The sequence below is a fragment of the Thiocapsa sp. C2-2m genome (assembly GCF_041903745.1).
GTDB lineage: Bacteria > Pseudomonadota > Gammaproteobacteria > Chromatiales > Chromatiaceae > Thiocapsa > Thiocapsa roseilacustris.
On sequence record NZ_JBBWVD010000005.1, the window covers coordinates 115318 to 138488 of the forward strand.

16 protein-coding genes and 2 pseudogenes are annotated in these 23171 nt (G+C 65.6%); 13 read left to right on the top strand and 5 right to left on the bottom strand.

Annotated elements, in window-relative coordinates:
* Positions 1-282 precede the first annotated feature (282 nt).
* From AADX97_RS05335 to AADX97_RS05345, 3 genes are all read right to left on the bottom strand, one after another.
* On the bottom strand, positions 283-1056 hold the full coding sequence (locus AADX97_RS05335; protein WP_374232368.1) for a competence/damage-inducible protein A: 774 nt from the start codon (positions 1054-1056) through the stop codon (positions 283-285).
* A gap of 327 nt (positions 1057-1383) precedes the next feature.
* Positions 1384-2751, bottom strand: a complete 1368-nt coding sequence (locus AADX97_RS05340) for a sigma-54-dependent transcriptional regulator (RefSeq protein WP_374232369.1) — start codon at positions 2749-2751, stop codon at positions 1384-1386.
* Positions 2748-4610 (bottom strand): PAS domain-containing sensor histidine kinase, encoded by a 1863-nt coding sequence (locus AADX97_RS05345; protein WP_374232370.1) that lies wholly within the window; start codon positions 4608-4610, stop codon positions 2748-2750. The genes AADX97_RS05340 and AADX97_RS05345 overlap by 4 nt, the downstream gene beginning before the upstream one ends.
* Positions 4611-5064: 454 nt before the next feature.
* Here AADX97_RS05345 and AADX97_RS05350 point away from each other — a divergent pair, with 454 nt between their 5' ends.
* From AADX97_RS05350 to AADX97_RS05400, 11 genes are all read left to right on the top strand, one after another.
* Positions 5065-5622 (top strand): hypothetical protein, encoded by a 558-nt coding sequence (locus tag AADX97_RS05350; RefSeq protein WP_374238561.1) that lies wholly within the window; start codon positions 5065-5067, stop codon positions 5620-5622.
* A gap of 611 nt (positions 5623-6233) precedes the next feature.
* A complete protein-coding gene (locus tag AADX97_RS05355; protein ID WP_374232372.1) occupies positions 6234-6536 on the top strand; it encodes a hypothetical protein in 303 nt (100 codons plus the stop codon).
* 193 nt (positions 6537-6729) lie between these two features.
* Complete coding sequence (locus AADX97_RS05360) at positions 6730-7713, top strand: hypothetical protein (protein WP_374232373.1); 984 nt, start codon at positions 6730-6732, stop codon at positions 7711-7713.
* 93 nt (positions 7714-7806) lie between these two features.
* On the top strand, positions 7807-8616 hold the full coding sequence (locus tag AADX97_RS05365) for a hypothetical protein (RefSeq protein WP_374232374.1): 810 nt from the start codon (positions 7807-7809) through the stop codon (positions 8614-8616).
* Positions 8613-11195, top strand: coding sequence for a molybdopterin-dependent oxidoreductase (locus AADX97_RS05370; RefSeq protein WP_374232375.1), 2583 nt, complete (start codon positions 8613-8615; stop codon positions 11193-11195). The genes AADX97_RS05365 and AADX97_RS05370 overlap by 4 nt, the downstream gene beginning before the upstream one ends.
* A 179-nt stretch (positions 11196-11374) precedes the next feature.
* Positions 11375-12043 (top strand): 4Fe-4S dicluster domain-containing protein, encoded by a 669-nt coding sequence (locus AADX97_RS05375; RefSeq protein ID WP_374232376.1) that lies wholly within the window; start codon positions 11375-11377, stop codon positions 12041-12043.
* Positions 12044-12106: 63 nt separating this feature from the next.
* Positions 12107-12535, top strand: a complete 429-nt coding sequence (locus tag AADX97_RS05380) for a hypothetical protein (protein ID WP_374232377.1) — start codon at positions 12107-12109, stop codon at positions 12533-12535.
* 231 nt (positions 12536-12766) lie between these two features.
* On the top strand, positions 12767-13543 hold the full coding sequence (locus AADX97_RS05385) for a molecular chaperone (RefSeq protein WP_374232378.1): 777 nt from the start codon (positions 12767-12769) through the stop codon (positions 13541-13543).
* A 2-nt stretch (positions 13544-13545) separates the two neighbouring features.
* Positions 13546-14595 (top strand): 4Fe-4S dicluster domain-containing protein, encoded by a 1050-nt coding sequence (locus AADX97_RS05390; RefSeq protein ID WP_374232379.1) that lies wholly within the window; start codon positions 13546-13548, stop codon positions 14593-14595.
* Between the two features lie 526 nt (positions 14596-15121).
* Complete coding sequence (locus AADX97_RS05395; protein WP_374239271.1) at positions 15122-15520, top strand: hypothetical protein; 399 nt, start codon at positions 15122-15124, stop codon at positions 15518-15520.
* Between the two features lie 368 nt (positions 15521-15888).
* Positions 15889-16050 carry an FCSD flavin-binding domain-containing protein gene (locus AADX97_RS05400; protein ID WP_374232381.1) on the top strand — a complete coding sequence of 54 codons (162 nt, stop codon included), beginning with the start codon at positions 15889-15891 and terminating at the stop codon, positions 16048-16050.
* Between the two features lie 210 nt (positions 16051-16260).
* Here the strand turns inward: AADX97_RS05400 and AADX97_RS05405 are convergent, their stop codons facing one another.
* Both AADX97_RS05405 and AADX97_RS05410 read right to left on the bottom strand, forming a co-directional pair.
* Complete coding sequence (locus AADX97_RS05405) at positions 16261-20922, bottom strand: response regulator (RefSeq protein ID WP_374232382.1); 4662 nt, start codon at positions 20920-20922, stop codon at positions 16261-16263.
* On the bottom strand, positions 20919-21911 hold the full coding sequence (locus tag AADX97_RS05410; RefSeq protein WP_374232383.1) for an ABC transporter substrate-binding protein: 993 nt from the start codon (positions 21909-21911) through the stop codon (positions 20919-20921). The genes AADX97_RS05405 and AADX97_RS05410 overlap by 4 nt, the downstream gene beginning before the upstream one ends.
* A 621-nt stretch (positions 21912-22532) precedes the next feature.
* Here AADX97_RS05410 and AADX97_RS05415 point away from each other — a divergent pair.
* Positions 22533-22811 (top strand): annotated as a pseudogene (locus tag AADX97_RS05415) (PAS domain-containing protein); the annotation flags it as partial.
* 154 nt (positions 22812-22965) lie between these two features.
* Positions 22966-23168, top strand: a pseudogene (locus AADX97_RS05420) (ABC transporter); the annotation flags it as partial.
* Positions 23169-23171 lie beyond the last annotated feature (3 nt).

The following is a 23171-nucleotide window of genomic DNA, read 5'->3' on the forward strand; positions in this document are numbered from 1 at the left end:
AGGCCATGAGATCCATCAACCAAGAAAATCTAAACCGCATTAGTGGCCGTCAAGGGCTTTGGAACAAGTCAAGATTCGTGAAGGGGCACCCTTGAGCGCGTTGCCTTTTGAGTCCTTTACAGATCTTTACTGTTCTCGTGACAGTTAAAGCGCAGGATAGAGACTCAAGCCTCGAATCGTCTCCCGGCACCCGACCTCAGCCGGCTCGCATTCAGGCCTGAGCTCAGCAGCAAGCAATTGACCGCCAAGGCGTACCACACACCCGCCATGGCGGTCTTTTTTTCAGCGGCGCAGGGCATCCGACTCCACCTCGCGATAGGGAATCGCATCGTGCTCGAGCCGTTCGCGCAGGGCATCCATCGCCGCGTCGATTCCGCCGCGCCCGCGAAAACCCAACCGAATGTGGGCATCATCGCCCAAATGAGGCAGGCTGAAGAGTTTGAGATCCGGGAACCGATCGCCGAGCTCCCGCATCACGGGGATCAGGCTGCTTTCCGGGGTATCGAAAAGCTCGAACGCTCGCTCCTGCACCAGGTCCGAGACACCGTAGGACCGCTCCAAGACCCATTGCGCCATCGGCCAGGCCATCTGAGGAAAGCCCGGCAGAAACCAGTGCCCGCGCAGCGAAAAGCCCGGGATCCGGTTGATCGGATTCGGAATCAGGGCGCACCCGGCAGGCAGATCCGCCATGAGGATACGGTTGGGATAGGCATCCGCACCGAACTTCGCCTCGAGCAGTGCTTTGGCTTCGGGATGACGCACCAACTCCAAACCGGCCGCGGTCGCGGCGCATGCGCGGGTGTGATCGTCGGGCGTCGCGCCGATCCCGCCGCACACGAAAACGGGATCGGGGCGCCCCATCGAGAAGCGCAGATGTGCGACCAACACCTCCGGGTCATCCGGGAGCAGCCAGTGCCACGCCAGCTCCTGTCCGCGCTCGCCGACCATCCTTTTGAAGGCATTCAGATGGGCATCGACACGCGTGCCCTTGAGGATCTCGTCGCCGATGACGATGAGGCCGAAGGCCGTCGGGGGGCAGCTCGGAGATGCGGACATGGGGGATGGGCCCTTAGGTTGTCGACGCTTCGGCTCATCGTAGCATTCCAGGCCAACCCTCGGGCACTCGCTCGGGGACAGCGGCGGTCTCAAGGCGGGGGACAGCAATACCGCCCTTACCGATCGCGCCAACACACATCCGGACGGTTTTTCCCTCCTCGAGTACGCATGGAAGACCCTGTTCCCACACAGCCTGGCGGGGTTCGGCGCCGGGCTTGCCTCCAACGTCTTCGGCATCGCCAAGCAGGACATGTTTTTCGCGACCGCCTTTCGGGGCATGACCCCGCCGCAGGCGGAAACGACCCTGGACGCGCTGTGCTCCTATGCCTATGACCTGCGGTACTCGGAGACCGAGAGCTTGTAGCGCTGGATCAGCCGGTAGATGTTGCGCTCGCTCACACCCAGCACCTCCGCCACCTTGGCCCGGTGCCCACTCTGCTTGGCGAGCTGCAGGCGCAGGTACTCGGCCTCCAGCTGGTCCAGGGTCGGCTCGTGCTCAAAGCTCAGGGTCACCTTGACGCTGTTCTCTTCGTTGCCCGCACCGAAAGCCAGGTGCTCCGTGCGGATGCTGCTGCTGTCCCGGGAGAGGATGATCGCCCGCTCGACCACGTTGCGTAGCTCACGAACATTGCCTGGCCAATCGTAGGCGGTGAGCCGGCGGATTGTCTCGGACGCCAGGGACTTATTGATGCGCTTGGAGAAATTGTGGTTCTGGATGAAGTGGGTGGCGAGATAGGGGATGTCGTCGCGCCGAGACCTCAGCGGCGGGACCTCGACCACGAAGGTGCTGAGCCGGTAGTAGAGGTCGGACCGGAAGCCGCCTTGACGGCTCATAGCGGCGAGGTCCCGGTTGGTGGCGGCCACCACGCGGATGTTGGCTTGAAGGTCCTTGGTGCCGCCCAGGCGACGGAACACGCCGGTCTCCAGGACGCGCAGCAGCTTGGCCTGGATGGCGGGCTCGATCTCGCCGATCTCGTCCAGGAACAGGGTGCCCCCCTCGGCCCCCTCGATCAGGCCACGCTTCTGGCGGTCGGCGCCGGTGAAGGCGCCGCGCTCGTGGCCGAACAGCTCAGACTCGAAAAGCTTCTCCTGCAGGGTGCAGCAGTCCACTGCCACGAAGTTGCGCCCGGCCCGCTCGCTCGCCTCGTGCACCGCCCGGGCCACCAGCTCCTTGCCCGAGCCGCTCTCCCCCTGGATCAACACGTTGATGTTGCTCGGACCGACCGCGGCGATGGTCTCCTTGACCCGGAGCAGGGCCGCGCTCACGCCGATCATGAAGCTCGTCGCCCCCTCTTTGGCCTGGAGGCGGCGCCGGCAGAACTGGTGGTCGCGGCGCAGCGCCGTGTGCTCCAGGGCACGTTGCACCACCAGGGACAGTTCCTCAGGGCTTGCGGGTTTCAACAGATACTCAAAGGCCCCGGCCTTCATGGCGGCGACGGCGCTGCGCACCGAGCCGAAGGCGGTCAGCAGGATCACCGGCTGGTGCTTGACGATGTCTCCCAGGCGATCGAGGGTGTCGCCGTCCGGTAGGCGCATATCGGTGATGATGAGGTGGGGCTCGTGGCGTGCCAGGTATTGGTCCGCTTCGCGCCAGGTCCCAACATTGGTGACCTCGTGGCCCTGGCTGGCGAGTTGGTGGACGATCATGCGCCCGAGCACGGCGTCGTCCTCGATGATGAGAATATGCGCACTCATGGGCTTTCCCCCGGCTCCAGGTCAGCATCCGGGAAGGTGACGGTCACCCGGCATCCCCGTCCGAGCCCACTGTCGATAAGAATGGTACCGCCATGGCTTTCCACCAAGCTCTTGGTAATGGGCAGCCCCAATCCGGTGCCGGCGCTGCCGTCCGCACGACGGCTGAAAAACGGCTCGAAGATGCGGGCCAGGTCACGGGCGTCGATCCCCACGCCGGTATCTTCGAACTCGATCACCACCGCGCCGTTGGCGCGGGTGAAGCGCACCATGAGCTCCCCCCCATCGGGCATCGCGTGACAGGCGTTCTGGGCCAGATTGAGCGCCATCATGCGGATCTCGCTGTCGGTGGCCAGCACACGCAGGGGCGTCGGCTGATCGGCCAGAAGGCGGATGCCGACCTTGCAGGATTCGGCCTCCCAGGCCAGCAGCGAAATCGTCTCGGCCACCACCCGGTCCACCTCCACCAGCTCCTGGACGGGCGATGGCGGCACGCTGAGGTGCAGGAGGCGTTCGGTCACTTGGCTGCACTTGACCACTTCTTGATCGACCAGCGTCAGGTATTCGGTGAGCCGCTCACGGTTTGGCGGGGTCTCGGCGGCCGCGCATTCTGCCGCATTCAGGGCCAGACGCACGGACGATAGCGGGTTGTGGATCTCGTGGGCAACGCCCGCGGCGAGGCGGCCCAGCTCGGAAAGGCGCTGCTCGTGAGAGAAGCGCACCTCCTGCTCCAGATCGCGGATGGATTCCACCACCAAGAGCTCGTCGTGGCCCCCGCGGGCGATCCGCATGGGGGCGGCGTAGAGCTCCACGCCGAGCTTGCTTCCGTCGCTTCTGGTGTGTTGGTGGATGGTGCGCAGGGGAGTGCCGGTGCGGGAAATCTCCCGCACGGGGCACGTGATGAGGGTCGCTGCGCAGGGGGTCACCCGAGCATGCGTGGCGGCGTGGCACAGGGTGGGTGCAGGCGAGTCCAATGCCAGACCGAGCTGGTTGCGGTAAGTGGCGTTGGCGAGCACCACGCGGAAGTCCTGGCCGATGACCCGGATGCCGTCGGGGATAGCGTCGATCAACTGCTGGAGGAACCGCTCCTTCTCCTGGATGACCCGGATCTTTTCCTGCAGGGAGTCCGCCATGGCGTTGAAGCCCTCCCCGAGCGAGGCAAGCTCGTCCCCGTCGGCGAGCGTCGCCCGAGCGGACAGGTCGCCGCCGGCCAGGCGCGCGCTCACCGCCGTGAGCTGGCGCACCGGCTGCAGCACGAATCGGCCCATGAACCACCAGCCGCCGGCAAGGTTGAGCAGCACGATGAGGGCGCCGGCCCCCATCAACAGCAACGTCGTGGAGCGCGCTTGGGCGCCGATGACATCTGCATCCAGGTCTACCAGAAGAAAACCGTTGATCGGCCGGTCGCTTGCGGCGCCGTGGCACTCCCGGCAGGCGTCCCGGTTGGGGACCGGGTTGATGCTGCGTACCAGCGGGCGCCCGTCCGGTGCGGTAATGAGCTCGGTCACCATGGAGTTCCAGGGACCCGGGCCGAGAGCCAGCTGTCTGCCCACGGATGCGGGATCGGTGGCGACACGGATCAGGCCCCGGGTGGTGGCAATCATCGCCCCGTGGATCCCCGGCTGCTCCCCAAGCCGGGCAACGATGTGCTGGAGGCCGTCCAAGTCGCGCTTGAGCATGGCGTTCTCCAGGGAGATCTGGAGCAGGCGGGTGACCTGGACGTTGGCGTTTGTGCGCTCTCGGGCGATCTGATCCTGGTACAGGCCAACGAATAGCACCAGGAACACCAGGGAGCTGGCGACCAGTCCGGCGGCGGTGCCCAGGGCGAATTTTGTGTTGAGGCTATGAGCCGTTCTTCTCATCGTCTTGTGGCTCCGTCCGCGGACGTGGGTATCTGCGAAATCTTATTACTGCCAACTGTATTGCATCAGGCTTGGATTTGTCCTGCCAACTTGTCAGGCGCCAGGACCTCTTGGGGGCGGTCGCGGCCCTCAATCATCGAAGCTCTGCCAGGCAGGCGCCCCAACTCCGGGCCGGGGCATGGGCCTTGCAGGCCTGGGTCAACGTCCCGCGGGGGCGCGCTCACCGAGATGCAGGAGACGCATGAGAAAGCAGATTCCGTTACTGACTGCCGCCCTCGCCCTGGGGCTAACGGCGGCCTGCGGGGCTTCCCGAGGGGAAGACGCTGCGGGAGCTCTGAAGGCGGCGCTGGAGCAGGCGGGCTGGACGGCTCGATCCCTCCCTGACGGGGGCCTGGAAGTCGTCGTGCCCGCAGCGCCGGTTTCCACGCCGGATGAGGCCGCGGCGGCGGCCTCCGTGGCCGGGTCGGCGGCGCCAATCGCGAACTGGGAACGGCTGGGCGCGAGTGGCTGGCGGGTGGAGCGGAACGCGGACGGCTCCGTGCTGCTCTTCCCGCCCGCTGCGCCGGCCGCCGCTGCTGGTGCTGCGCAGGTCCCGACCTCGGAGGGACCGGCGCAGGCGCCACCCGGCGAGGTCGGCTTGATGGGGCTTGCGGGCCCGTTGGAGGCGCGGGGCTGGCGCGTTGGGCGGGGCGAAGATGGCTCGCTTCTGCTCTATCCCCGGGTTGATGATCCGGCGGCGCCAACGAAGCGGCCGGTCGAGGCGTGCCCCGGCGAGGTCGTTACCCTGGTCCGGGAGGGCGGGATCTCCCTGCCCGTCGACGGCCCGGACGAGGCGAGGGTCATCGCCGCGTCCTGGCTCGCCGGGGTGGATGGCCCCGAGGCCCTGGTCGGCCGTATCCGTCAGGTTAATCGGATGTTCTTGGTGAGCATCGTCACGACCGCACCGCCGCACAGGCTGCTGCATCAGATTGGCGTCAACAGCAGGACCGGGCGGGTGATCGTCCTGTTCTGAGTCATTCTCCTCGCCGAGCGCGATGGGCCCGCGGGGTCAGCGCTGCTCTCTGCGTTTGCGCTTACTTGACCGCCGTCGGCCCGGATTCGCGGGCCGGTGGACCGCAGCCTCCCTTCTCCAACTCAGTCGCCCGGCACAGGTCGGCTCCGTCCCGCAGCCCTGACAGACAGTCAGGTTCCCTGTCTCACTCCGACTGATCCCCGGCGGGGTGCCGGCAGGATCTAGTAAGGCATTGATCTAAAGATAGAAGTTGCCAGCTTGTGCCCGTTTCTCAGGCATCCCTCCGACGCCCAAATGCCGACGCACCGCGTGAGTTGAGTGACAAATCGTCAGGCGGCGCCGGGGCGGGTCGCATCTCGGGCCGGGTCGCCATAACAAAAGTAACTGATTTTAATGAGAAAATTCCATTCTTTGGCGCCTGGCATTCTGTTTGCTGAATAGGCCGCAACCGACCGCTAACGACCCGGAACCGAACTAGCGGCGCGGACGACTGACGGGCCGCTGGAGGGCGGATGCTACCTGAGCCGCCTGGATAGAGCGGCCGGCCATCCTCCGCCTGGGCTCCCGGTTCCCGATCGGCTGCATGCCCACAGCCACACGAGGACGAGGAGATGACTAGCAGACTGTTGACGCTTCTCGGACTAGCCGCCGCGTGTGGCGGCTGGTCCGGCTCTTTGCTCGCCGAGGGCGGCCAGCCCATCGCCGGCCTGCAACCATCCCAGCGCCCGGAGGGCGCGCCCGTGATCCGCGAGGTACAACGGGAGCCCGATTGGTATACCCGAGCGCTCACCGGGATCAGCCAGCCCTACCCGGCCAGCCTGCGGTTCCTTGAGGACCAGGGCAACTGGTACACCCCCTTCAACCGGCCCGGCATGACCGGCCGTTACGACATCCGTGGCTGGCACGAGCAGTGACGGGCGAGTCCCCTCAGGGAGTCTGCCTGTCGAGGAGACGGGAGAAGGAACGACCGCAGGCCCCGGCCGCCTGTCGCCGGGGAGATGAGGTCCGGCCGAGCGCGGTGAGCGCGCAGGTCCGGGCACAATCCGGGAGGCCGCAGGGGAGAGGCGTCCGGGTCCTTCGAGAAATCACCAATTGAGATGAGATTATATGAATAATACACTGACAAGGTTAAAGAAAGCCGCCGTCTCTACCGTGGTCGGGCTGGCCCTGGCCGGTAGTGCGACAGCGGCTTACAGTATGGGCGGCATGTCGGGCATGGGCGGCATGGGCGGCATGTCGGGGATGTCCGGCATGGGAGGCATGGGCGGCATGTCGGGGATGTCCGGCATGGGAGGCATGAGCGGCATGTCGGGGATGTCCGGCATGGGAGGCATGAGCGGCATGTCCGGCTACTTCCAGATCACGCCTGACGGGCAGATCTTCTTCTATCCCGCCGGGATGAGCGGGATGTCCGGCATGGGCGGGATGTCCGGCATGGGTGGCATGTCCGGGATGTCCGGCATGGGTGGGATGTCCGGCATGGGCGGCATGTCCGGGATGTCCGGCATGGGTGGGATGTCCGGCATGGGCGGCATGTCCGGCATGGGCGGCATGTCCGGCATGGGCGGCATGTCCGGCATGGGCGGCATGTCGGGGATGTCCGGCATGGACGGTATGTCCGGCATGGGCGGATGGGTCTGGATGCCTTCACGTATGTTCGGCATGGACGGTATGTCCGGGATGGGCGGTATGTCCGGGATGAGCGGCATGGGCGGCATGTCGGGGATGTCCGGCATGAGCGGCATGGGCGGGATGTCCGGCATGAGCGGCATGGGTGGGATGTCCGGCATGAGTGGAATGGGTGGGATGTCCGGCATGAGCGGAATGGGTGGGATGTCCGGCATGGGCGGGATGAGCGGCATGTCCGGCTATTTCCAGATCACGCCTGAAGGCCAGATCTTCTTCTACCCGGCGGGTATGAGCGGCATGGGCGGCATGTCGGGGATGTCCGGCATGGGCGGCATGTCGGGGATGTCCGGCATGGGAGGCATGGGCGGCATGTCGGGGATGTCCGGCATGGGAGGCATGGGCGGCATGTCGGGGATGTCCGGCATGGGCGGCATGTCCGGCTGGACGCCTCCCGCTCAATAAAAACCCTTGGAGCGGCGACCGCCGCATCAGCACAGGGACGTGCTGGCTTTTTCCCGTCGGGGCCTTGCACCCGACCGTAGAGGATCCGTCCCGATGAAGAGAGCGAGTCTGTTGACCCTGATCGTACTGGTCTGGGGTACGGGTCACGCCGAGTCCGCTGACCCCAACGGGGCGGGCTACGATGCGGCCCGCTGGGACCCCATTCACTTCAAACCCGCCATTCTCGAGGCGACCGACGAACAGTGCCTCGCCTGCCACCGTGAAGTGCTCGAGAGTCGCGTCCGCGAGGCGTCCCCCGCAGGGCTAACGGCGGACCATGCCCTGGCCTGGTACCAGACCCTGGACACCTATCAGGGAGATCAGGAGACCTTCCACCGCCGTCACCTGGTGACCGACTTTGCGACGCAGGTCATGAGCCTCAAGTGCAACACCTGTCATCTGGGCAACGACCCCCGCGAGGAGACCGCCATGTCCCACGCCGGCGGTGACCCCACACTGATCCAGCGCAAGCACGTGGAGCCGGAGGTGTGCCTCATGTGTCACGGCGGCTTCCCCTACCAGATCATGGCGGTACCGGGTCCCTGGGCCGAGTACGGCGCCGCCTTCCAGGACAACTGCCTGCTGTGCCATGCGATTTTCCGCACCAACCGGCACCGGGTGAACTATCTCAAGGCCGATGCCATCGAGGCGCTTGCCAAAGAGAATAAGGACGGATGCTTCGGCTGCCACGGCGGTCGCTCTTGGTACCGGATCAGCTTCCCCTATCCGCGCAACCCCTGGCCGGGCATGGCCGAGGCGGTGCCCGACTGGGCGAAGGGGCGTCCGACCGAATCCGAAGCCCGCTTCCTGGTCGGGGTGGAAGCTACCCCGGCGGCGGACAACGTGCAGGGTAACAAGCCATGAAAGACGAGCAGGATCTCCGCTTCCTCGACGCCCGCCTCAGCCTCACTCGACGCGGCTTTCTCAAAACCACGGCGGCCGCGGCCGCCGCCGTCGGCGCGGGCGGCCTGGTGCAGACGCGCGAGGCCCAGGGCTTCGCCTTCGAGCCCTATCCCCGCGACGATGAGCTCCAGACGGTGGTCACGAGCTGCGCCCACAACTGCGGCTCGCGCCACATGCTGGTCGCCCACAAGAAGGGCGACGTGATCGTGCGCATCTCCACGGACGACGGCCGCTACCAGCAGGGTGGCTTTTTCGGCAAGGACACCGAGGAGGAGCCGCAGCTGCGTGCGTGCCTGCGCGGGCGCTCCTACCGCCAGCGCCTCTACTCCGCGGAGCGGCTGCTCTACCCAATGGGCCGCGTCGGTAAGCGCGGCGAGGGGAAGTTCAAACGCATCAGCTGGGACGAGGCACTGGACCATGTCGCCGGCAAGATGATCGAGCTCAAGGACAAGTACGGGTCCACCGCTCTGCTCGACCAAAGCTACGCCGGGGCCTCTTACGGGGTGTTGCACAAGTCCGACCAGATCGAGGGCCTGCTGGGGCGCTTCCTCGGCATGTTCAGCTGCCGCACCAGCTCTTGGTCGGTGCCCTCCTACCAGGGCACCACCGCCAGCTCCCGCTGGACCTTCGGCACCATCGAGGACGGCAACGAGGACGACACCTTCGCTCACTCGAAGCTGATCATCATGTGGGGCTGGAATCCCGCCTACACCTTCCACGGCGGCAACACCTTCTACTACATGCGCATGGCCAAGCAGAGGGGCTGCAAGTTCGTGCTGGTGGACCCTCAGTACACGGACTCCGCCGCCAGCTACGACGCCTGGTGGATTCCGATCAAGCCCAACACCGACGCGGCCATGATGGCGGGGATGGCCCACTACATCTTCGCCAACGGCCTGCAGGATCAGGACTTCATCAACCGCTTCTGCCATGGCATGGATGCGGGGACCATGCCGGACTGGGCGAGCGGCAGTCCCAACGGCCAGGAGAACTTCCGCGACTACATCCTGGGCGCCTACGACGGTCAGCCCAAGACCCCGGAGTGGGCGGCGGAGATCTGCGGGGTGAGCGCCGAGGACATCAAGAAGCTCGCCCACCTGTACGCATCCACCAAGCCGGCGGCGCTGAAGGCCTCCTGGGCCCCGGGACGCAACGCCTACGGGGAGCAGTACAACCGCATGGGGGCGGCGCTGCAGGCCATGACCGGCAACATCGGGGTGCTCGGCGGGTCCGCCGAAGGCGTCGGCAAGGCCTGGCACGCGGAGGCGGTGGCCTATCCCTACGATCAGTTCTCCAACATCTGGTTCTCCTCGATCAAGTCCGACCGCTGGGCCCACTGCGTGCTGAACTATCCCAACGTTCAGCGTGAGGAGATCGGGTTGTGGCCGCGGCAGGACGAGATGGACGGCGTCATCCCCAACATCAAGGGGATCTTCTGGCACGGGTCGGACTGGTTCAACCAGCTCACCAATATCAACAAGGAGATCGAGGCCATCCAGAAGCTGGAGCTGGTGGTGTGCATGGACTCCACCATCACCCCCTCCGGGCTCTACGCCGACGTGCTGTTGCCGGTGGCCACCCACTTCGAGCGCCACGACGTGGCCCTGCCCTGGTACAAGGGCCATTACTACATCCACCGGCCCAAGGTCATCGAGCCACTGGGGGAGTCGAGGAGCGACTTTCAGATCTTCACTGAGCTGGCTTACCGCATCGGCCAGCGCACCGGGATGGGGGACCGCTTCGGGCAGGCGTACAATCCCAAGGCGACCCGGGCTTACTGGGACGACCCCGATCCGGTGGAGGAGGCGTATCTCCGGGAGTGGTGGGAGAACAAGGTCATGCCCCACCACCACGTGGACATGCCCTGGGAGGAGTTCAAGCAGCACGGCGTCTACAAGTTCAAGCTGGCTCAGCCGCACGTCGCCTTCCGCGACCAGATCGAGAACGGGGCCGCCTTCCAGACGCCATCGGGCAAGATCGAGATCCTGTCCACCCAGCTCGCCCAGATCAGCGACTGGACCCGGACCATGTACGGCTATCACATCCCCTCGATTCCCAAGTGGATCGAGCCCTGGGAGTCCCTCAACAGCCCGAAGACGGCGAGGCACCCCTTCCATTTGATCTCCCCGCACCCGCGCTGGCGGACCCACTCCATCTTCAACAACTGCGCCTGGCTGCGGGAGACCTACGAGCAGGAGGTCACCATCAACGCCGACGACGCCAAGCGACTGGGAATAGCGACCGGCGACACGGCGGAGCTGTGGAACGACCGGGGTCGCGTGGTGGTGCCGGTCTACGTTACCGAGCGCTGCATGCCGGGCGTCCTGGTGCTCCACGAGGGGGCCTGGATCGATCTCGACGAGAACGGGGTCGACCGGTCCGGCAATCCGGACATGCTGACCCTGGACGAGCCGAGTCCCGCCGGGGCCTTCGCCTACAACACGGTGCTTTGCAACATCGCCAAGACCGACCTGACGCACCGCCCGGGCTGGGACCAGCTTGCGACATCCCGGGCGCACGTCTTCCGCCGTGATCTCTGACACGAATCGGATCTTGGTTCACCATGAACGCGAATGAACGCGAATGGCGGGGGCAACGGGTGCGGGCAACGGCTGGCCAGCAGGCCGTTCGTTGAGCGCTTCCCGGTCCCCGCGGCGTTCTCTGCGTCTCTGCGGTTCATCTGCTTACGCGGCGGCAAGGGCTTATTGAGGATCGACCCATGGTTGACGAGAACGACAAGACAACGATCAAAGAGGCCATCAAGCGCCGCAAGCGCGAGGTGTACAAGCCGGTGGTGCCCGAGATGCAACTCGGCTTCGTGCATCACAACGTGGATTGTATCGGCTGCCGTGCCTGCGAGATTGCCTGCAAGGACAAGAACGGGCTGTCTGCCGGGCCGCGCTTTCGCCGGGTGCAGTATGTGGAGGGCGGGATCTACCCGGACGTCTATGCCTACAAGGTCAACGTCTCCTGCAATCACTGCGCGGAGCCGGCCTGCCTGCCCGCCTGTCCCACCGGGGCCATCTGGAAGCGGGCGGACAACGGCATCGTGGACATCGACTCGACGCTGTGCATTGGCTGCCGCCGGTGCGAGGCGACCTGCCCCTACGGCGCGCCCCAGTTCATCCCGGATCAGAACATCGTCTCCAAGTGCAACCTGTGCGTGGACGAGATCGAGGCGGGGCGCAAGCCCTACTGTGTGATGGCCTGCATGATGCGGGTGCTCGACGTCGGCCCGATCGACCTGCTGCGCGCGAATGTCCAGGAGACCAAGGCCATCGGCCCCGGGGAGGAACCGGTGCGGGCGGTGAAGAACTTCGCTAACCCGGAGTTGACCAACCCCTCTATCGTGTTCGTGGCCCACAGTAAGGGGAAGGTGGAGACCTGAGTGCCGTGCTAGCTGACTCGCAAAACAATGCGCGAACCACAATCGAGTACGGAGGATAGGCCCATGAAGACCGGTACCCTGAAGCCGCGGATGCAAACCCTGGGGACGACAGCCCTGGCCGTCTTGGCCGCCTCGGGCAGCCTTGGCCTGGCCGAGGCGGATGAGACCCAGCCGGCAAGCCCGGCCCAGACGGAATCCAACGCCATGTCGGTGCAGAGCGCCCTCGCGGCCATGAAGGGCATGGGAGGCTACTATCGAGTAACCGCGGAGGGTGACGTGCTGCTCTTTCCCATCGGGCAGGGGGACGCCTTGCAGAGGCACCAGCCCGCGACCGGCGGCATGCAGGGCATGAGTGGTATGGAAGGCATGGAGGCGATGGGTGGGGTCAGCGGCTATTTCCACATCCAGGGATCGGGCCAGACCACCTTCTACCCTTATCCGGGCGTGCCAGTCGGGATGAGCGGAATGAGCGGGAGGCCAGCCGGGCATTAGGCGATTGCCGGAGGATCTTGTACCGGATCGGGAAGGGTTTTCATCTGCCATCAAGGAGCGCCGATAGTCGCATCGTTTGGCGATGTGACTGTCGACGCGACGCCGAAGGCGGGCAAAAAAAGAACAATCGGCTACGGGGAGGAACCGGTGTGGGGCGGTGAAGAACTTCGCTAAACCGGAGTTGACCAGCCCCTCCATCCTGTTCATCCCCCACAGCAAGGGTGAGTTGTCATGAATGCCGTTCTGCGAGCTGTCCCGCCCGATGAGGGTACCCTTAAGCGCTTCTGCACAGCGGCGGCGGAGGACCTCGCCCTGCTCGCCCTGCTCCACGACCGGGAGCTGACCCCGGAGCTGCTGCTTTCCCTCTGGGAGCACTGCTACGAGGACTTCCTCGGGATTGCGCTGCGGACCCAGCGCGGGCGCCAGGCCGAGGAGCTGCTCCGGGAGGGTCTGACGGAGATCCCGGCGAGTCACAGCCAGGAGGCGATGGACCATCTGGCCGCCGACTATGCAGACATCTACCTCAACCACGGCATCGGGGCCTCACCCTGCGAGTCAGTCTGGCTTGACGACGACCACCTCACCATGCAGGAGCCCATGTTCCGGGTGCGGGCCTGGTACCGTAGCCACGGCCTTGCAGTGGAGGACTGGCGCCGCCGAACGGACGACCACCTGGTCCATCAGCTGCGCTTTCTCGCGCACCTGCTGACGGAGGAGGGCCCCGGGGAGGCGGCCCTGTCGGATGCGGCCCGGTTCCTGGACGAGCACCTGCTGCATTGGATCGACGCCTTCGCCGCCCGGGTCGCGGCGCGCTGCGCGACGCGCTTTTACGCCGGGCTGGCCATGCTCACCGCGGCCTGGATCGACGAGCTCCGGGACCTCCTCGCGGAGATCCTGGAGCAACCTCGGCCGACCGCGGAGGAAATGGCCGAGCGACTGAACGCGGCGCCGTCGGCCCCGGTCGAGGTGGCGGGCCCGTACGTTCCGGGCGCCGCACCCGGCTGGTAGCTGTGACCTTATGGGGCGCCGGGCTCGCGTTGGTTGACCTCCTGCCGGAGGTCGTCAGCGAACGCTGCGTCCATGCCCGGATGGCGCAGGCGACCTGCCGGGCCTGCGTTGATGCCTGCCCGCACTCGGCCTGGGTGCTGGACGAAGAACGTCTCGGCATCGACGCGGCCAGCTGCGACGGCTGCGGCCTGTGCGCGCCGGCGTGTCCCGAGGGGGCAGTGCTGGAGCACTGGCGGCCCCTGCGGCTGCGGGTCAACGGGGTCAAGGTTGCCTTCGCCGCCTGTGCGGAGGCGAAGGTGGACGGGGATGGGACATTCGTTCCCTGTCTTCACATCCTGGGAGTGCGCCGGCTGCTCGAGCTGCACCGCGATGGCGTGGGCCGGCTGGTGTTCGCCCGTGGAGATTGCGATGCCTGCCCTCGCGGGGGCGTCGTCCGCCTCGATCGAGCGCTGGGAGAGGTGAATCTGCTGCTGCGGAGTCGTGGCCTACCGTTGGTCGATTCAGCCTTTCTTCCGTCGGCGGCCTGGTCGGCAGAGCTGGCCTTGGCGCGTGCCAGCCACCGTCCCGAGGAGGTCGACCGGCGGGCCTTCTTCCGCCGGGTGCTGACCGCAGCCACGGAACGGGCCGCAGACCTGGCCGAACGGGACGGGGATGGGGCGCCCTGCTTCGTGCCTCCTGGACGGATCGTCCCCCACAGCGAGGGAGGAGGCCTGAGCCTCAACGCCCCGCGTATCGACGAGGCAGGCTGCTCCGGTTGCGACGCCTGCGTCCGGCTCTGTCCTCATGAGGTGATCGCGCTCACCCCGGAAGGCTATCGCCTCGACCCGGACGGCTGCACCGGCTGTGGTATCTGCGTGGATGCCTGCAACCGGGGCGCGGTGCGGATGGAGCGGCTCGCCGCCGACCCACAGACTCTAGTCCCCCTCGCGACCCGCCGCTGCCGCGCCTGCGGGGCCGATTTTCATCTGCCCACCGCGCGTCCCGCGTCCGCCCTCTGTCCCGTCTGCGCGACGACCTCACATCAGCGCCGGCTTTTCCAGGTGCTGGATTAGGAAGGCGCTGAACCTAGTGTACTTCGCGCCTTTGCGGTTCCAGTTTCCGAATCTTGGGTAATGCCTTAACCGCACGGTGCTGGTTGGCTGCATGACCAATTGTCACAACCAATAAATCGTCAGCGCTTAGGGCATTAGGTTGCTCCAAGCGACCAGCATCTGACAATGTGGCAGAATTTTGCGGTTTCATCGATTTCTTTGTGCTGTGGCCGATGTTTCGCTACCGACCTCCGTCGACGTCGCTTTCCGAGCGTTTTCATCGGATTGGAAATCTCCCAATGCCGCGAATCGGAAGTTCAGCCCGTGTTGGCCTGTTGTTTGCTGGCAGGTACGGAGAAGCAGATCGAATGCCGTCCCGGCCTTTGATCAGCACGCACTCCAAGAGGCGCCAAACTTGTTGTGCTTCAGATTCAACGGCTTGCAGCCGTTGACATTGGCGGGGTATCCCGCGCGCGGGAAGCGCCGACTTGATCGGCACTTCCCCAATCCGGCAGTTACCAACACCACAGAAACGAGGAAGACATCCATGAAAGTCAATAAGCTTGCGCTCACCCTGGGGCTTTTCGTTGCCACCTCAACTGCCATCGCGGACATGTCCGGCATGGGCGGCATGTCCGGGATGAGCGGCATGGGCGGCATGTCGGGGATGTCCGGCATGGGCGGCATGTCCGGAATGAGCGGCATGAGCGGCATGGCCGGGACCTACAAAGTCACGCCCCAGGGCGTTCTGCTTCAGCCGGCAGGCATGAGCGGCATGTCGGGGATGTCCGGCATGGGCGGGATGGGCGGCATGTCGGGGATGTCCGGCATGAGTGGAATGGGCGGCATGTCGGGGATGTCCGGCATGGGTGGGATGGGCGGCATGTCGGGGATGTCCGGTATGGGTGGGATGGGCGGCATGTCCGGCATGGGCGGGATGCGCTGAGCCGTTTCGGTCCGATCGCGGGCGCTCCAGGGAAGGGCGCCCGTTCTGGAGGTTGACGCAGGGATACCCGGAGCCCCTCCACATCCCCGCTCAAAAGACCGCCCGGATCGCCGTCGATTCGGACTTGGCGGACAGCGACCGCTGACCGGTCGACAAGCGCACCTTCGAGTCCAGCCGCAACCCTGGGGTCTACGTGCTGGGCGACGCGACCCGCGCGTCCAAGATGCCCAAGTCCGCCTACGCGGCCAACTCCCAGGCCGAGGAGGCCGCGGCGGCCAACGTCGTCCGCTTCCGCGGCCAGGCATCGGGGGGAGGCCGCCTACGTCAACACCTGCTGCAGCATCCTGGGCCACGACTTCGGCATCTCCGTGGCCGGCGTCTACGCCTTCGACGCCGCGACCGACCTGATCGCGGAAGTCCCCGGCTCCGGCGGCGTCTCGCCCGTTGATGCCTTCCAGGAGCTTCGCCGGCGCGAGGTGAGCTACGCCCACAGCTGGTTCAGGAATGTCATCGACGGCATGCTGGAGTGACCCCGGGAGACCTCCAGCCGACGCCGGCGGCGGCCCGCGCTCTGGCGGCTCCGACCACGGTGTCCGCACGGCCCAGGCCCCCCATCGGGTCCGGGCCTTCAACCCCAAGACGAGGAGATGAGAGCCATGTCCGACACACCGACGAGCAAGAGCCGCCGCGACGCCGTCCGGATCCTGCTGGGCGGGCTGGCCACGGTCTCCCGCAGGCTGTCAGTCCAACACCGCCAGCTCGGGAACGGCTTGCGTCAGGATGCTCAGCGCGGCGGCAAAGTCATAGTCATCAATGGCCTGAGCGATCGCCGGAAACTGACTGCCCAAGGCCGCACGCAGCGTAGTCGCATCCTTCTGGAGCAACCCGGCACTGGCAAAGTCGTCGTCGGCCAGCAGGCGGGCTAAGGCTTCGCAGCTGGCGCGCATCTCGGCAGGATCCACCGTCGTCTCGGGCAGTGGTTCGAGGTCATGCTCCGGCAAACGCGCGGCGATGGCCTTGATCAGCGCGTCCAGGCATTGATTGGTCATGGCCCGCGGCGCACGGAGCGAATCAAGCGGTGCGTTCTCACGGAGGCGCTGCTCAAGCGCTCTGGCCTGCTCGGCCAGCGTCACAGCGCCAAGCTGCGCCGCAACACCACTGAGCGTATGCGCGTGGCGCAGCGCGCTGGACCGGTCGCCTGCGGCAAGCGCGCTGTCGAATCGCACAGCGAAATCCTGCTGACCGGCGATAAAGGTGCGCAGCAGCGAGAGATAAAAGGCCGACCGACCCAGTGTCCGGCGTAACCCCGCAGCCGTGTCGAGTCCATCGATCCCGGCAAAGCGCTCAAGCGCCGGGGCGACGCCAGGAAGCGGCAGATGAACCTGTCCATCGGGAGCGGATGCAACGGCATCATCGCCTGGCTTGATCCAACGCAACAGCATGGCCCACAGCGCTTCGGGGTCAATCGGTTTGGCCAGGTGATCATTCATTCCGGCGTGCAGGCAGCGCTCGCGATCCCCGGCCATGGCATTGGCGGTCATGGCGACGATCGGCAGATCGGCGAATTCCGGAAGTCGGCGAATCGCCTGCGTGGCCTCGATGCCGTCCATGACGGGCATCTGCATATCCATGAACACCAGATCGTATTGTGCCTGCTGAACCTTCTCGACCGCGATCGCCCCATTCTCGGCGAGGTCCACCAGCAGGCCAGCGCCGGTCAGCAGCTCCATCGCCACCTCCTGGTTCAGCTCGTTGTCCTCGACCACCAGCAGACGCGCACCGCGGATGCTTTTGAGCTGCGCCAGCTCCGGATGCGTTCCGGGGATGTGGTCGCGCGCACCGCGGACCTCGCCGCCAAGGACATCCATCGTGGTGTCGAACAGGATCGAGGGATGGACCGGCTTGATCAGGACATCGGCGACCCCGGCCGCTCGGGCGTCCGCGATCAGCTCCTCTTTGCCGTGGGCGGTCACCATGACCAGTTTCGGCTCCGGATCGAGCCGGAGCGCATGGATCCGCCGTGCCACCTCCAGTCCATCCATCCCCGGCATCCGCCAGTCAAGATAGACCACGGCGAACGGCCGACCGTCCCGTGCGGCACGGTCGACCGCAGCGATCGCGGCCGGACCGGAATCGGCTTCGGTCACGTCGAACGTCATGCTCGCGAGCATGTCGCGCAGGATCGACCGGGCGTAATCGTGATCGTCGACAATAAGTGCCGGACAGTGGGTGAGATCCGGACGCGGCACCAGGAGGCGCGGTTCGGTGCGGCCGATCCCGAGCATCGCCGTGAACCAGAAGGTACTGCCCTCGCCCGGCGTGCTGTCGACATCGATCTCTCCACCCATCAACTCGACGAGGCGCTTGGAGATCGCCAGACCCAGTCCGGTGCCGCCGTATCGGCGGGTCGTCGAGCTGTCGGCCTGCTGGAAGCTGCGGAAGAGCAGTGCCCGCTGGTCATCGGTCAAACCGATGCCGGTGTCGCGAACCTCCAAGCGCAACAACACCTCGTCGGCCGTGCGCCGCGCGACCCGGACGACGATGTCGATCTCACCCTGCTCGGTGAACTTGACCGCGTTGCTTCCCAGATTGATCAGCACCTGGCCGAGTCGCAGGGCATCGCCGATCAGCCAGCGCGGCACCTCGGGGCCGATGTCGATGACCATCTCAAGGCCCTTTCGACTGATCTGCTCATTGAGTTGGTTGGCGAAGGTATCGAAGAGCCCTTCGAGCTCGAACTCGTGCTGGTCGACCGTGAGCTTGCCGGCTTCGATCTTGGAGAAGTCGAGGATGTCGTTGAGGATGCCGAGCAGGTGCTGGCTGGAGCCGAGAATTTTGCGCACATAGCCGCGCTGCCCAGTCGTCAGATCGGTCTTGAGCGCCAGATGCGACATCCCGATGATGGCGTTCATCGGCGTGCGGATCTCATGGCTCATGTTCGCCAGGAACGCGCTCTTGGCCCGACTAGCGGACTCGGCCTGCTCCTTGGCCTCGCGCAACTGGATCTCGATCTGTTTGCGCGCGGTCAGATCCGTGTGGGTGCCGACGGCGCGGATCGGTGTGCCGGCCTCGTCCCGGGCAACGACCTTACCGCGGTCAAGGATCCATTTGTAGGCTCCATCTCGGGCACGCAGACGAAACTCGATCTCGTAGCCACCCTCGACCATCAACCTGTTCTCAACGGCCTCCATGACCGGCGCGCGATCCTCCGGGTGCACGAGGTCCGACCACAGATCAAGCCGTTCGTCGTCGAGCTCGCCGGGCTGGTACCCCAACATCCCGAAATAAGCGGGGCTGTAATAGGTGCGATTGGCGCGGATGTCCCAGTCCCAAAGGCCGTCATTGCTCGCGTCCAATGCAAAGGCGTAGCGTTCCTCGCTCTGCTTGAGTTGAGCGTTCAAGGCTTCGAGTGCCCCGGTCCGCTCGACGACCTGGGTTTCCAAATCACGGCGGTAGTTGTCGAGCTCCCGCTCGACGCGCTTCTTGTCGGTGATGTCACGCCACACCACGTGCAGCAGCTTCTTCTCGGGCTGTTGGATATGCGTCAGCAGCACCTCGACGAGGACTGGCTCGCCATCGGCGCGAACATGCTCCCACTCGAACTGCAGCGCCCCCTCCTCGAAGACTCTCTGGATCAGCGCCTCGGCCTTCACTGTGGAGCGCTGACCATCGGGCTGGTGCTCGGGAGACAGGTCGACGGGGGTGAGCCCTTCGAGTTGGTCAGCATGATCCATCCGCAGCATCTCGAGCGTCGCCCGATTCGGATGCGTGTAGCGCCCGTCCTCGATGAGGACAACGGCCTCCTTGGTGTCCTCGAACAGCCGACGAAAGCGCTCCTCGCTCGCGCGCAGATTCGCTTCGGCCAGCGCAACGACTCCACGCTGGATCTCCTCGCGCTCCAGTGCGGCGGCAGCCGCGATGCGACGTTCGAGGACACTCGTCAGACGCGCCGCAACGGCGTCGATCAGAACACGCTCGCCCTTGAGGAAAGGCCCCTCGTCCTGCTCCGGACGGGATTCCAGATACACCACGTCGACATGCCCCCGAACGGCATCCCCGATCCGGATCGGCGCCATCTGGAGCGCGGGCGCCGCGGCCGTGAAACCCGCCGTGGCGAAGGACTCGCCGTCCCAGTGGATCGCCGCGGCGGCCACGTCCGGGTGAAGCCATGCTGCGGGTAACCGCTCAACAACCGCGCGCAGCATCTCGCCCTGAGGCGTCTGTATCGACTCGGTCGCGCGCAGGACGGCCTGGAGACACTCCTGCTCTTTGAGCCGTTCGCGCAATTGAATCTGGGTGGCGCGGATCTCGGTGAGCAGGACGTCCAGGCGGGTGCGCTCCTCGTCCAACTCCCGCGCATGCCGCTGGCTCTCACTACGCGCGGCGCGCAGCCGCGCGGCATAGATGCCCAAAACCAACAGGAGGGTCAGAATCGTCGCAGCACCGACCATGGCGGCGATCAACCCGTCGCGATGCTCGTCCCAAACCCGGGCCCAGGTCAGCAGCGATTCACTTTCATAGGGCGGAAGCCGGAGCGCCCGCAACAGGGCTCGGACGGATTCGTACTCGTAAGGGAGGGTAAATCCGTGCAGATCAGGCACACTGCCGCTCGGCATCATCAGCAGCGCTGCGGCGACCCGTTTCGCCAGATCCTCGTCGAGCTGGGGCATCGCAAGCACTGGACGCGCCGGGTAAAGCGGGGTCGACAAGGCATAGGGATAGCCTGGCAGATCGCGCCGGGCGAGCACCCGCAGCGTGCCGGGCGAGACCCGACCGTCGCGTTCCCACTGCTCGAGTACGCCACCGCGCACAAACAGGGCATCCACCTGCCCAGTCTGCAATGCGACGAGCCCAGCTTCGGGGGATTCATCAGTGAGCAGCGATTCAATCTCTTCCGGGACGCGGACACCCGCCTTGAACAGCTCATAGACCTGCGCATCGAAACCAGTCAACTGATGGACATCCAGGGCCCCGATCCGCTCGCCCGCCAGATCCTCCAGACGCTGCAGGTCGGTGCGCTCGTCACGCACCAGGATGGCGCCGCCATAGCCGCGCTGCGGCTTGCCATCGGCAAGCCCGACCAGGCTCGCTAAAGGCGCCGAGAGGCCAATGCGGTGATTGAGCGCCAGGTAATCGCCGGCATTGGTGATGAGCAGATCAACCTGACGCGCGATGATGGCCTGGTTGAGATCCGCGTGTCCAAGCACCCGGACACTGACGCTGACGTCGCCAAGCTGCTGCTCCAGGCGCTGCGCCAATGGCTCCCAGCGCGCCTGCTCCTCAACGACCGGACCAGCGGCGAGGATCCCGACCCGGAGCGTTCGGGACGGCTCAGCCGAAGCCGCTGCTGACCCGCCAAGGCACAGAACGAGCAGCGCCCAGTTCGCCAGACGCCGGCTCATCCCGGCTCCGTTGGCAAGCCGTCCGCTCGGAACAATCCCTCCAGTGGGGGCACACCCTGCAGCAGATCAGCGTCGATTAGAATCCCCGCGATCTCGCGCGCTGTCTGGTTCAGCTCAAGTGCCGGCGGCAACAGGTATTGGCGGTTGTAGAGCGCGTCGGGCAGATCAAGACCGCTGAAGATGCGCTTGACGTCGTCGACCTGAACGCCCAGTAGACGCGCCAGCAGATAGCCGGTGTCGATGGGATTGCGATACCACAGCTCGCGTGCCCTGAAGTGCCCGGCGATCAGCTCGCGGACTGCCCCGCCCTGGCGCTGCAGCGTCCCGGTGCGCAAGGCCAGAACGTCCAGGATCCGCATCGGCAACGCGCGGCTGTCGAAGAGCCGGACCAGTCCACGCGCCTCCAACGGCGTCAACGCCGGCTCGTAGGTCAGGATGGCATCGGGTGCGAGCTGCTCCCAGGCCGCCAAATGATCGAATTGCATCGGCTCGATGATGACGTCGGCCGGGGCGAGTCCGGCGGCCTGCAGGACGTGGTGAAGCATCACCGCACCGAGACTTGAGTCCTCCACGGCGATGCGTTTGCCGGCAAGATCGGACAGGCTGCCCAGACCCGGTCGGGTCAGCAGCGCATCCCCGCCGGCCGAGACATTGATGATGAGGACAGTCTCAACGGGCACCCCGTCGGCACGCAGGAGAAGCACCTCATCCAGGGTCAGCGCCGCGCCATCCACCCGTCCTTCAGCCAACGCCCTGGCCGACTCCTCGAGCGTCGCGGTCTTCACAAGTTGCACCTGATCTGGCGCGTACCAGCCCTCCTGCTCGGCCAGGGCCATAAACTGGTAGCCGGCCCAAGGCGCCAGCGCGACACGCAACGGCGAGCGCGCGCAACCGGCCAGGCCACCCAATGCGGCAACGGCAACGCCCTGCACCCCGAGTCGCAGCAGGCTGCGCCGACTGAGCAATCGAGGGAGATCAATCGCATTCAAGGTGCTGATCCTCCGGTTGGCTTGCCGAGCGGTCACTGAACACCCTTTTAGTGTGGCGGCACGGTGGCACCCTGCCCTCATCCATTCCTAGCGAGGCTTCGCCTCAGACCGACGAGCCATGGGAAGATGTCCAATGTCGGGCGGCCCCGGTCGAGCAACGGAAGGCTAAACTTCCGAGAGTAGCCGCATGTAGCGGCAAGTGGCGCGTGGCCAAGATGTCAACCGGGGCCTGCTATTATGTTAGACCAAACTGTTTCAGAGTTGCTGAACAATCGGGTCACGCTGGACCTGAATTAACGGAGATCTAGATGGATCAACCGTCCCCGATATCATCCCGCCGTGGCGCGGGCCGTCGCCGAGAACGGTCTGATCGAGGCCAGGGAATTCCGGGGCACCTGCAAAGCCGGCCGGGTGCGCGATACGCTCATCAGCGCCGTTGTCCTCGACGATCGGTTGCTGGTCGGCTTGATGGACATCACTGAACTGCGGCAGGCGGAGCGGGAACTGCGCTCGGCACGGGAGGCGCTGGAGCGGACCGCCTACGAAGTCACCGAAGCCATCCCGGTGGGTACCTACAGCATGGTGCTGGCGCCCGGTGCCGCCATGGTCCGGTTCTCGTTCATGAGCAAGCGCTTCCTGGAGCTGAGCGGAGTGAGCCGGGAGGAAGCGGAAGGCGACACCATGAGTGTCTTCGCGTGTGTCCATCCCGAGGACTTCGACGACTGGGTTCGTCTGAATGCCGAGGCCTTTGCCGAAAAACGGCCGTTCTTCGGACAGACGCGGATCATCGTCGACGGCGAGGTGCGCTGGATCACCGCCGAGTCTGTTCCACGCGATCTTCCCGATGGATCGACGGTCTGGGAAGGGGTACTGATCGATGTCACCGAGCGCGTTCGCGCTGAGCAGGCCCTGATCTGCGCCAGAGAGAAGGCTGAATCGGCCAATTGGGCGCTGAGGCATAGCAACCTGGAACTGAAGCGGCTCGCCACCACGGACCAACTGACCGGAGCACACCGAGAAAAGGGGTTCACCGAGAAAAGGGGGTCGGAGCCCGGCCGAGTTTCTCGACCGCCTACCGCAGGGTTTCGAGACCTTCCCGGGCGAGCGTCAGCGCATCGCCAGCGCATGCACGGTGCTGCGCAATCCGGTTCTGCTGTTGCTCAACGAGGCCCCAGCGCCTTGGATGTTGAGAGCGAGCGGCTGGTGCAGGAGGCGTTGGAGCATCTGATGCAGGGCCTCACCAGTATCGTCATCGCCCGG

Coding starts and splice junctions, on each gene's coding strand:
- AADX97_RS05395 (WP_374239271.1), top strand. CDS start 15,122: ATGAAAGTCAATAAGCTTGCGCTCACCCTGGGGCTTTTCGTTGCCACC.
- AADX97_RS05385 (WP_374232378.1), top strand. CDS start 12,767: ATGAATGCCGTTCTGCGAGCTGTCCCGCCCGATGAGGGTACCCTTAAG.
- AADX97_RS05405 (WP_374232382.1), bottom strand. CDS start 20,922: ATGAGCCGGCGTCTGGCGAACTGGGCGCTGCTCGTTCTGTGCCTTGGC.
- AADX97_RS05355 (WP_374232372.1), top strand. CDS start 6,234: ATGACTAGCAGACTGTTGACGCTTCTCGGACTAGCCGCCGCGTGTGGC.
- AADX97_RS05375 (WP_374232376.1), top strand. CDS start 11,375: ATGGTTGACGAGAACGACAAGACAACGATCAAAGAGGCCATCAAGCGC.
- AADX97_RS05380 (WP_374232377.1), top strand. CDS start 12,107: ATGAAGACCGGTACCCTGAAGCCGCGGATGCAAACCCTGGGGACGACA.
- AADX97_RS05370 (WP_374232375.1), top strand. CDS start 8,613: ATGAAAGACGAGCAGGATCTCCGCTTCCTCGACGCCCGCCTCAGCCTC.
- AADX97_RS05365 (WP_374232374.1), top strand. CDS start 7,807: ATGAAGAGAGCGAGTCTGTTGACCCTGATCGTACTGGTCTGGGGTACG.
- AADX97_RS05340 (WP_374232369.1), bottom strand. CDS start 2,751: ATGAGTGCGCATATTCTCATCATCGAGGACGACGCCGTGCTCGGGCGC.
- AADX97_RS05360 (WP_374232373.1), top strand. CDS start 6,730: ATGAATAATACACTGACAAGGTTAAAGAAAGCCGCCGTCTCTACCGTG.
- AADX97_RS05345 (WP_374232370.1), bottom strand. CDS start 4,610: ATGAGAAGAACGGCTCATAGCCTCAACACAAAATTCGCCCTGGGCACC.
- AADX97_RS05335 (WP_374232368.1), bottom strand. CDS start 1,056: ATGTCCGCATCTCCGAGCTGCCCCCCGACGGCCTTCGGCCTCATCGTC.